General features: G+C 45.3%; 11 protein-coding genes. 1 reads left to right on the top strand and 10 read right to left on the bottom strand.

What is annotated here, in order from left to right; all coding sequences use genetic code 11:
* From D1Z90_RS19795 to D1Z90_RS19755, 9 genes are all read right to left on the bottom strand, one after another.
* On the bottom strand, nucleotides 1-224 hold a 224-nt coding region (locus D1Z90_RS19795; RefSeq protein ID WP_232525317.1), incomplete at its 3' end, for a GTP-binding protein.
* A gap of 86 nt (nucleotides 225-310) precedes the next feature.
* Nucleotides 311-2,404 (bottom strand): elongation factor G, encoded by a 2,094-nt coding sequence (gene fusA, locus D1Z90_RS19790; RefSeq protein ID WP_119912523.1) that lies wholly within the window; start codon nucleotides 2,402-2,404, stop codon nucleotides 311-313.
* A gap of 92 nt (nucleotides 2,405-2,496) precedes the next feature.
* Entirely contained in the window at nucleotides 2,497-2,967 is a 471-nt protein-coding gene (rpsG, locus tag D1Z90_RS19785; protein WP_119912522.1) for a 30S ribosomal protein S7, read from the bottom strand.
* 82 nt (nucleotides 2,968-3,049) lie between these two features.
* Nucleotides 3,050-3,424, bottom strand: coding sequence for a 30S ribosomal protein S12 (gene rpsL / locus D1Z90_RS19780; protein WP_119912521.1), 375 nt, complete (start codon nucleotides 3,422-3,424; stop codon nucleotides 3,050-3,052).
* Nucleotides 3,425-3,632: 208 nt separating this feature from the next.
* Nucleotides 3,633-3,923, bottom strand: a complete 291-nt coding sequence (tusB, locus tag D1Z90_RS19775; protein ID WP_119912520.1) for a sulfurtransferase complex subunit TusB — start codon at nucleotides 3,921-3,923, stop codon at nucleotides 3,633-3,635.
* Nucleotides 3,924-3,925: 2 nt separating this feature from the next.
* The gene (gene tusC, locus D1Z90_RS19770) at nucleotides 3,926-4,279 is read right to left on the bottom strand and encodes a sulfurtransferase complex subunit TusC (RefSeq protein ID WP_119912519.1); all 354 of its coding nucleotides are present in this window, start codon (nucleotides 4,277-4,279) and stop codon (nucleotides 3,926-3,928) included.
* Between the two features lie 11 nt (nucleotides 4,280-4,290).
* Nucleotides 4,291-4,677, bottom strand: a complete 387-nt coding sequence (tusD, locus tag D1Z90_RS19765; protein ID WP_119912518.1) for a sulfurtransferase complex subunit TusD — start codon at nucleotides 4,675-4,677, stop codon at nucleotides 4,291-4,293.
* Nucleotides 4,678-4,698: 21 nt separating this feature from the next.
* On the bottom strand, nucleotides 4,699-5,082 hold the full coding sequence (locus D1Z90_RS19760; RefSeq protein WP_119912517.1) for a RidA family protein: 384 nt from the start codon (nucleotides 5,080-5,082) through the stop codon (nucleotides 4,699-4,701).
* A gap of 90 nt (nucleotides 5,083-5,172) precedes the next feature.
* Nucleotides 5,173-5,970 carry a UDP-2,3-diacylglucosamine diphosphatase gene (locus tag D1Z90_RS19755; protein ID WP_119912516.1) on the bottom strand — a complete coding sequence of 266 codons (798 nt, stop codon included), beginning with the start codon at nucleotides 5,968-5,970 and terminating at the stop codon, nucleotides 5,173-5,175.
* 415 nt (nucleotides 5,971-6,385) lie between these two features.
* Here D1Z90_RS19755 and D1Z90_RS19745 point away from each other — a divergent pair, with 415 nt between their 5' ends.
* Nucleotides 6,386-8,458: a choice-of-anchor Q domain-containing protein gene (locus tag D1Z90_RS19745; protein ID WP_147378806.1), complete on the top strand. Its 2,073-nt coding sequence runs from the start codon at nucleotides 6,386-6,388 to the stop codon at nucleotides 8,456-8,458.
* Nucleotides 8,459-8,679: 221 nt separating this feature from the next.
* On the opposite strand, the gene D1Z90_RS21210 is transcribed toward D1Z90_RS19745, so the two are convergent.
* On the bottom strand, nucleotides 8,680-8,958 hold the full coding sequence (locus D1Z90_RS21210) for a hypothetical protein (protein WP_147378805.1): 279 nt from the start codon (nucleotides 8,956-8,958) through the stop codon (nucleotides 8,680-8,682).
* Nucleotides 8,959-9,073: the final 115 nt, after the last annotated feature.

Below are 9,073 nucleotides of genomic sequence, written 5' to 3'. Positions count from 1 at the left end.
CGAGTAGGCGTATCGTATTCAACGTGAGAAGTGTTGATTGTGATACCGCGCTCGCGCTCTTCTGGAGCGTTATCGATTGCTGCGAAATCGCGTGCTTCACCGCCGTAAGTTTTAGCAAGTACGTTAGTGATTGCTGCAGTTAGAGTAGTTTTACCGTGGTCAACGTGGCCGATAGTACCTACGTTAAGATGCGGTTTCGAACGTTCAAATTTTTCTTTAGACACGACGTGTACCTTCTTTTCTTAGTGTTACCCTACTCATGTAGGGCATCAAATTACTTTAACGGAGTTGGAAACATTCCCGACTCAGATTACTTCGCTTCAATGATAGCGTCAGCGATGTTCTTAGGTGCTTCATGATACTCTAGGAATTCCATCGAGTAAGAAGCGCGGCCCTGTGTAGCAGAACGCAGATCGGTTGCATAACCGAACATTTCCGCTAACGGAACCTTAGCTCGTATGATTTTCAGACCAGCAGGACCTTCGTCCATGCCCTCAATCATACCGCGACGACGATTCAAGTCACCCACAACATCGCCCATCCAATCTTCAGGGGTGGTAACTTCAACCTTCATCATAGGCTCAAGAATAGCAGGGTTAGCATCGAGCGCACCCTTTCTAAAACCCATAGCACCAGCGATCTTAAACGCCATTTCATTGGAGTCAACATCGTGGAATGAACCATCGAACAAGGTAACTTTTACGTCTAGCATTGGATAGCCAGCCAGTACACCTTGATCCATTTGTTCTTTACAGCCTTTGTCAACGGCAGGGATGTAATCTTTTGGAATCACACCGCCCACAATATCGTTCACAAATTCATAGCCTGAACCCGCTTCTTTTGGCTCCATCTTCAGCCAAACGTGACCATACTGACCACGACCACCTGATTGACGTACAAATTTGCCTTCAGCTTCCACCGCTTTGCGGATGGTTTCACGGTAAGCAACCTGAGGTTTACCTACGTTACATTGAACACTGAATTCACGTTGCATACGGTCAACGATAATGTCGAGGTGAAGTTCGCCCATACCAGAGATAAGTGTCTGGCCAGACTCTTCGTCAGATTCAACTCTAAAAGATGGATCTTCAGCCGCGAGTTTTTGCAGCGCGATACCCATTTTTTCTTGGTCAGCCTTGGTTCTTGGCTCAACCGCGATTTGGATTACCGGCTCCGGAAATTCCATGCGCTCTAAGACAACCTTGTTGTCTAAGTCACATAAGGTGTCACCAGTGGTAACATCTTTCATACCGATTGCTGCAGCAATGTCACCTGCACGCACTTCTTTAACCTCTTTACGGTCATTGGAGTGCATTTGCACGATACGGCCAAAGCGCTCTCGCTTTTGCTTCACCGAGTTATACACAGTATCACCAGAGTTCACGACTCCAGAATACACGCGCATAAAGGTTAACGTACCTACAAATGGGTCGGTGGCAATTTTGAATGCCAGCGCAGCAAATGGTTCGTCATCTGAAGAGACACGAGTTACCTCGTTGTCTTTTTCGTCTACACCTGTAATCGCTTTTACTTCATTCGGTGCGGGTAGAAAATCCACCACTGCATCAAGCACGGCTTGAACACCTTTGTTTTTAAAAGCACTACCACACGTTGCTAACACGATTTCGTTGTTGATCGTGCGTTGGCGCAGAGCTGATTTAATTTCGGCTTCGGATAAATCACCTTCTTCAAGGTATTTGTCCATCAACTCTTCAGAAGCTTCAGCTGCAGACTCGATCATGTATTCCCGCATTTCTTCTGCTTTCGCAAGGTAATCTGCTGGAATTTCACCATAGTCAAATGTCATGCCTTGGTCGGCTTCGTTCCAGTGAATGGCCTTCATTTTGATCAGGTCAATTACACCTTCGAACTCTTCCTCTGCACCCATATTCAATTGAATCGGTACACAGTTAGCGCCTAAACGGTCACGAATTTGTTCTATAACACGTTCGAAATCTGCCCCAGCGCGGTCCATTTTATTTACGAATACCAAACGAGGTACTTCGTATTTGTCCGCCTGACGCCATACAGTTTCTGATTGAGGTTCAACACCCGATGAGCCACAGAACACCACCACGGCACCATCAAGCACACGCAAAGAACGTTCTACTTCAATGGTGAAGTCAACGTGTCCAGGAGTGTCAATGATATTAACGCGATGTTCCTCGAACTGAGCTTCCATACCACGCCAGAAAGCGGTGGTAGCAGCAGAAGTGATAGTGATACCACGTTCTTGTTCCTGCTCCATCCAGTCCATGGTCGCAGCACCGTCATGTACTTCACCGATCTTATGGGAAAGACCCGTGTAGAAAAGTACACGCTCAGTTGTTGTTGTTTTGCCTGCGTCAACATGAGCACAAATACCAATATTACGGTAGCGCTCTAAAGGAGTTGTACGAGCCACAATATATCCTTCTTTGCGAAGAGTGTTTAAGTTTGCTTAAACATATCTTCAGATAACAACTAAAGGCGTGGCTAAAAAGCCACGCCAACAGATTACCAGCGGTAATGAGCAAACGCTTTGTTTGCATCAGCCATACGGTGAACGTCTTCACGTTTCTTAACCGCAGAGCCTTTGTTGTCAGCAGCATCGATTAGCTCACCAGCTAAACGTTGTGCCATAGATTTTTCACCACGTTTACGTGCAGCTTCAACCAACCAACGCATAGCCAGTGCATTACGACGGCTAGGGCGTACTTCAACTGGAACCTGGTAAGTAGAACCACCCACACGGCGAGATTTAACCTCGACAGTTGGGCGCACGTTATCAAGAGCTACTTCAAAAATGTCTAGGTGCTCTTTGCCGCTTTTTTCAGCTGCAGTTTCTAGTGCACCGTATACGATTTTTTCTGAAATAGATTTTTTACCATCAACCATAACAACGTTGATGAATTTTGCTAGGATCTCTGATCCGAACTTAGGGTCTGGTAAAATTTTACGTTGACCTATGACGCGTCTTCTTGGCATCTTAATTCTCCGTTTGCTTCAGGTTTACCCCAAAACGATTAAATATAATTGTTTCTGCTTGGCCTTACTTTACGAAGAACCATTAACCCTTAGGTCGTTTAGCACCGTACTTAGAACGGCCTTTACGACGATCGCTTACACCAGAAGTATCTAGTGCACCACGAACGGTGTGGTAACGAACACCCGGTAAATCTTTTACACGACCGCCGCGAATAAGAATTACACTGTGCTCTTGCAGGTTATGACCCTCACCACCGATGTATGAAGTTACTTCGAAGCCGTTAGTTAAACGAACACGAGCAACTTTACGTAGTGCTGAGTTAGGTTTTTTAGGTGTAGTAGTATATACGCGAGTACATACACCACGACGTTGTGGACACGCTTGCAGCGCAGGCACATTGGTCTTTTTGACCGGTGCTTTACGAGGCTTGCGTACCAGCTGTGAAATTGTTGCCATTGTTAAATAGCTCCTGATACTTATATAACGTGAAAAATCTACCCCCAAATATGGGGACGCGAAATTTTATTACCCTTAGATAAGCGTGTCAAGAACAACCCTGCTCACAAATTGAACCAATTAAGTCAAAACGATCCTGCCAGCTGGCATTTTTACTTAACTAAATGACATCTTTATGAAATCAAAGGCGTACTGCGCAGGTGCGCGATTACCAACTGATACTGGCTGAGGTGTGACAGGAGAGAGAAACAAAACCTTTATAATCAACCACTTTTCCATATTTATTAGTTAACCCTCGCGCTGAAAGATCTTCTTTTAATACATAAAGCCGTTCTTGACGATCAAGATCTAACAACTGATTATGCAGATCTGATTCAACACAAACAGCCACTACAGCGTCCTGTAATAATAAAAATAGATCTTGCTCTGCACTGCGATTTAGCGCGTTTTTTAAGCTTAAATGGGAAAATGGCGAAGATTTAACAAGATGCAGGATCATAATTAGAACCGAATAAGTTGTTGCTGCTGGGCAAAATGTTCCGCCAACTCAGTGGGTGTTAATGCTTCCACCGTAATAGATAAAGCTTGTGGATCGATGCCACGTTGCTCGCAAGACTGCTGGCAAACGTACACTTGTTCTATATCGTATAACTCTAGCATGCCAAACGTGGGTAAATAGTTGCGCTGCAGGATCTTGCTGGGATCTTGATCCGGCAGTAATTGGAAAACGCCGTCATCAATAAAGAACACCGCAATGTCTTCGCTGAATGCAGACAAAGCCAATACCGCGTCGAGGGACTCACGCCCTGCCGCGCTACCATGGGGGAAAGACTGGTTAATAATGCCAATTTTCATGCTCAACGTTCCTAGAACTGGACGAGACGGTCGCAGGCTGCGCTCAGTTCTGCGAGCTGCCCCAAACCTGTTAGTGCAAAGGGAGCGGCTAAGTTATAGTGGCTAAGTTGTGCGCGCTCAGCTTCAGGGGCGTCTACTACACCGCGGCGCAGCGCAGCTGACACACACACATCTAAACCAAAACCGTGTTGCTCGGCCAATTTGGCCCACGCTTGCACCAAATTCACTTCATCGGCAGCAGGTGTTAATAAGCCATTACCGTTAAGCGTGCCTTGCTGGTAAAAGAACACCCCGACTAATTGATGTCCTTCAGCAATAACGGCTTCGGCAAATTGATAAGCGCTGGATGACCCTTGCTCACCATAAGGTGAAGAGGTCACCAGCATTGCAAATTTCATGGTGACTTTACCTAACTAGTATTACTGGCAATAAGCGATAGCTTCTACTTCTACCAACACATCTTTTGGTAATCGCGCTACTTCAACACAAGAGCGCGCAGGTGCGTCGGTGGGGAAGTATTTACCGTACACTTCATTAAATGCCACAAAATCATTCATGTCACTTAAAAAGCAGGTCGTTTTGATCACTGTGTCTGCGCTGGCACCGGCTTGTTTTAAAACCGCCATCAAGTTTTCCATGACCAATTCTGCTTGCGCCGTCACGTCACCGTCGAGCACTTCCATTGTGGCAGGCACAAGTGGGATTTGACCGGAAGTAAACACAAGTTGGCCAAATTGGTTTGCTTGTGAATAAGGGCCTATTGCCGCAGGTGCTTGCTCGGTAGCAATGATCTTCTTGCTCATGGAAATGTCCTCTGGGATGAATGAGTGGTCATTCTAACTTAGCGCCAATAAATTACCAGTCGCAAAGCGATAGCCACAAAGCTGCTGCGATCAAGCTGCGCAATGGCTATCTTCTTTATCATTGACCACCGCGACTTGCTGCTGCATTTCGGTAGAGCGAATCAGTTTGATGTTGCCGTCGAGCTCTTCTACTAGCGCGGTGCAGTTTTCTACCCAATCCCCTAGGTTGGCGTAAACAATGCCCTGCTCTTTTACCACTTCAGGGTGATGAATATGGCCACACACTATCATATCTACCCCGCGGCGTCGGGCTAAGTCGAACGCAGCTTGACGATAACGAGCGATTGCTACCGCTGCTTTAGGAATGCGCTGTTTGATGTAACCGGCCAACGACCAATAACGAAAACCGAACCGTTTACGTAAACGATACAACTGGCGATTTAAAAACAGTAATAAATCGTAAGAAATATCGCCAATAAAAGAGGTTAACTTGGAGTAACATACCATGGCATCAAACTCGTCACCGTGCACTACTAGCACGGTTTCGCCACTAATACTGGTATGACAATACTGATGGTGTATCTCGGTGAGGTTTAATTCTGGCTGGCCAAGCTGGCGAATAGCAGCGTCGTGATTACCTGGCACATAAATGATTTGGGTGCCTTGCTTGGCCATTTCAAGCAACTGCTGAACGACCTGCATGTGGCTCGCTGGCCAGTAAGGCTGGCGCTTAATGGCCCAGAAATCGATGATGTCGCCGGCCAAAATTAACTTATCACAACGTATGGATGCTAAGAACTGCAGTAAATAGTCGGCTTTACAATCTTTAAAGCCTAAATGCACGTCTGAAATCCAAACCGTTCGGTAATAATGGATCACCTTCGCCATAAGCCCTCCGCAGGTATTTGGTTCACACTTGTATCACTACAAAAAATGATTCAAACCGCAGGCTTAAACTAACAAAGGATAATGAAGAATTTTTGACAAAGGAAAGAGAGTGTAAAGATATGATAGGTGCCAGGGCAACCGCATGAGTGCTTTTTCGACAACCAGTGGTTTTTGCTTAGGCTAACAAATCATTTCCTTAATCTATTGACGATATCGTTTAAAAATTAAGTGTCCGATTGAATTAGACCAGAACACACTTTCAAAACCACTCAGTTTAGACTGTTGTATGGCCGCCATGTCTTCTTTAAGAATAAAGTGAGTTATGTGATTCTCAACGTGTGATTTTTTTTTGATGAATCTATTTAAATGATACAGTTTGCTTATATCCAGATTACTCAAAAATACAGGTTAAACAATGGTACTGAAAAATAGTGTTCCTATCATTAAAAGTGTATTTATTGTATTAGCATTAATGCTAACAGCCTGTGGAGATGACACTTCGCCTGAGGCGCCTCTTTCCAATTCGAACTCTGTGCTACCCAGCGCTACACCTATTGAGTCAAACCAGCCAGCAACTGTGGCCGAACCTACTAAACCGGTGCAACCCTCACCGGCTAGCGAGACCGAGAAGCCTAAACCGTTACAACCTACGCCAATACCTGTGACGGTAACATCTAAACCAGTGCCACCTTCGCCAACACCTGTGACGGTAACGCAAAAACCGGTGCCACCTACGCCAACACCTGTGACGGTAACACAGAAACCGGTGCCTCCTACGCCAGCACCTGTGACGGTAACGCAAAAACCGGTGCCACCTACGCCAACACCTGTGACGGTAACACAGAGACCGGTGCTACCTTCGCCGACACCTGTCATTGCAACTCCTGTCCCTACTCTTCCAACGGTTCAACCAACAGATATCCCCACTCCTACCGCAGATCCATCTGGATTCCAATATCCCGTTGGTATTCCTAGTGCTTGGGTTGCTCCAGACATACCCGCCCCCATCGCTCCCTCTACTTGGACTTCGGAAATCGTCAACCATTATTACATCAATGGCAGTGACACTAATTGCTCAACAAAAGTGACATTTGGCTCAAAAACTCAACCTCGATGCCGGTTTCCTAATTTGTTAGCTGCTGGCTCTTACGTAGAGGTTCATGGTGGTCCTTATGACTATACCAATACTGTCTATCTGCAATCAGAAGGCACAGAATCAGAGCCAGTGTGGGTAGTTGGCGCTCAAGACAACTTAGTGAAAATGTCTATCGTTTTGTATGGCAGCTACATTTATCTCGATGGGTTTAATATCCAAGGAGATAAAGGCATATCAGCCAGGCCATATCGGTCAACACAAACAGATCATATTATGGTAAGAAATACGGTTATCACTGGAACAGGCTCTCTCGCAACAGGTACTACAGGTATTTCAGCAACTGGCGCTAAAGGGTTGCAGTTCGAAGGGTTTATCGCATACAACAATACTATTTCCTACATGGGTGACTCAGAAAGCGATATAGAAAACGACCGTCACGCATTGCAAACCGGCACATATATAAACAATGTGTGGCACCTCTACAATACAAGTCATCATAATGGCGGGGACGGCGTTCAATATTCTCATGGCGGCGTAAACAGCCACCACTTTTATTATGGTGGTAACATTAGCCACGATGAAGGAGAAAACTGCGTTGATATCAAGCAAGCAGACGATGTCATTATTAGCGGTAATAGTTGTTATAACATAGAACCAACCTCTTCATCGTCAGGTGAATGCATGGTGGTGCACTATGGGCCAAGTAGAATTTGGTTTATCAACAACGATATCTCAAATTGTGTATCCGGTATATTGTCAACCGGCGCATTTGACGTCCATGTAGTGGGTAACAACATCCAGCACATGAGCGAAAATGTAGATGAGTACCATGGTGATATATCAAGCTATCAATCAGGGGTAGCCATCATGGCTTACAACACGGGTAATACCTACATCAGCAATAATACCATTACTGATGCAATTAGGGGCATCGCGTACCAAGCGTTAGCGGGGTATCAAGTCGACATGACAGGTAACCTTATTGCCAACCTGCGCCATGGCGAATACACGGGTAATAACCCTTACGCCATCATGTTCAAAGGCGATAATGAGACAGTTGCCAAAGCAACCATCGAAAATAACCTATTTTACAACCCTATGCAGCTGCATATTGACGGCACTACGTTCAGCGAGCTTGAAGCATTGGTGGCTTCAAAAAAATGTGCTGACAATAGTGTAAGCTGCATTAGCGCGGATCCATATTTCGCAGGGTATGAAAAAGGCAATCAGTTAATGAGCGATTCACCCGCCATAGACACAGGACGGCAAGCAATTTCATACGAGACCTATCAGAGCCTGTACGGTGAAACCATCAATATGGATCTGCTTGGTAATACAAGGCCAGCAAGTGGTAACTGGGATATCGGTGCATTTGAGTTTGTAGATGAGTAAATACGAGCTTTCGGGCATTGCCACGCAGGTTTGCATTGCTACAGCTCATATTTACTAGCTCATACTTCCCACTTTATGCTCTGAATACACTAGCTATAGCTTTACCTAGGCCATCAACTACGCACCAGCAAGATGGCCCTTTTGGTACACTCTGTCGAGTGTTTCAATATGTCATCGGCTTAAATTTTAGCTAACAATACTTTTTGTTTTAATCATAAAACTTATACACCTTGGCAATGGTAGCTTAAGTTCGAAATGGGTAAAGTTTTCAACCAAGGAACTAACTCATTCACCAGCTCTTGTATCACCATGCCGCCAGTTAAAAGCTGTAAATCACATTGCCGCTCTGTTATCTTCGCTTGCTGTACCTCAAACGAATCAAATCCCATACTTAAGCGCTGCCACACTTGTTCTAAAGTATCTGCGGCAGACTCGTCTAAGTAGAGAGTAGAGTAGAGAGTAGAGTAGAGAGTAGGACAGGCACATTTTAGAAAACCCAACTTTCTCCGCTTAACGCATGCAAGTAGCTCAAGTGACCGCTCAAAGGTAATAGCATTTATCGCTATTGAGGGTATTTCAATTCAAAATACTGCAAACAAGTGTTTGCTTGCGGTG

Origin of the sequence: Motilimonas pumila, assembly GCF_003596335.1 — a bacterium.
Taxonomy (GTDB): domain Bacteria; phylum Pseudomonadota; class Gammaproteobacteria; order Enterobacterales; family CBDFNC01; genus Motilimonas; species Motilimonas pumila.
Note: the sequence above shows the minus strand (reverse complement) of the source record. Positions and strands in the feature narration are given on the sequence as shown.

Coding starts and splice junctions, on each gene's coding strand:
- rpsG (WP_119912522.1), bottom strand. CDS start 2,967: ATGCCAAGAAGACGCGTCATAGGTCAACGTAAAATTTTACCAGACCCT.
- rpsL (WP_119912521.1), bottom strand. CDS start 3,424: ATGGCAACAATTTCACAGCTGGTACGCAAGCCTCGTAAAGCACCGGTC.
- tusB (WP_119912520.1), bottom strand. CDS start 3,923: ATGATCCTGCATCTTGTTAAATCTTCGCCATTTTCCCATTTAAGCTTA.
- tusC (WP_119912519.1), bottom strand. CDS start 4,279: ATGAAAATTGGCATTATTAACCAGTCTTTCCCCCATGGTAGCGCGGCA.
- tusD (WP_119912518.1), bottom strand. CDS start 4,677: ATGAAATTTGCAATGCTGGTGACCTCTTCACCTTATGGTGAGCAAGGG.
- D1Z90_RS19760 (WP_119912517.1), bottom strand. CDS start 5,082: ATGAGCAAGAAGATCATTGCTACCGAGCAAGCACCTGCGGCAATAGGC.
- D1Z90_RS19755 (WP_119912516.1), bottom strand. CDS start 5,970: ATGGCGAAGGTGATCCATTATTACCGAACGGTTTGGATTTCAGACGTG.
- D1Z90_RS19745 (WP_147378806.1), top strand. CDS start 6,386: ATGGTACTGAAAAATAGTGTTCCTATCATTAAAAGTGTATTTATTGTA.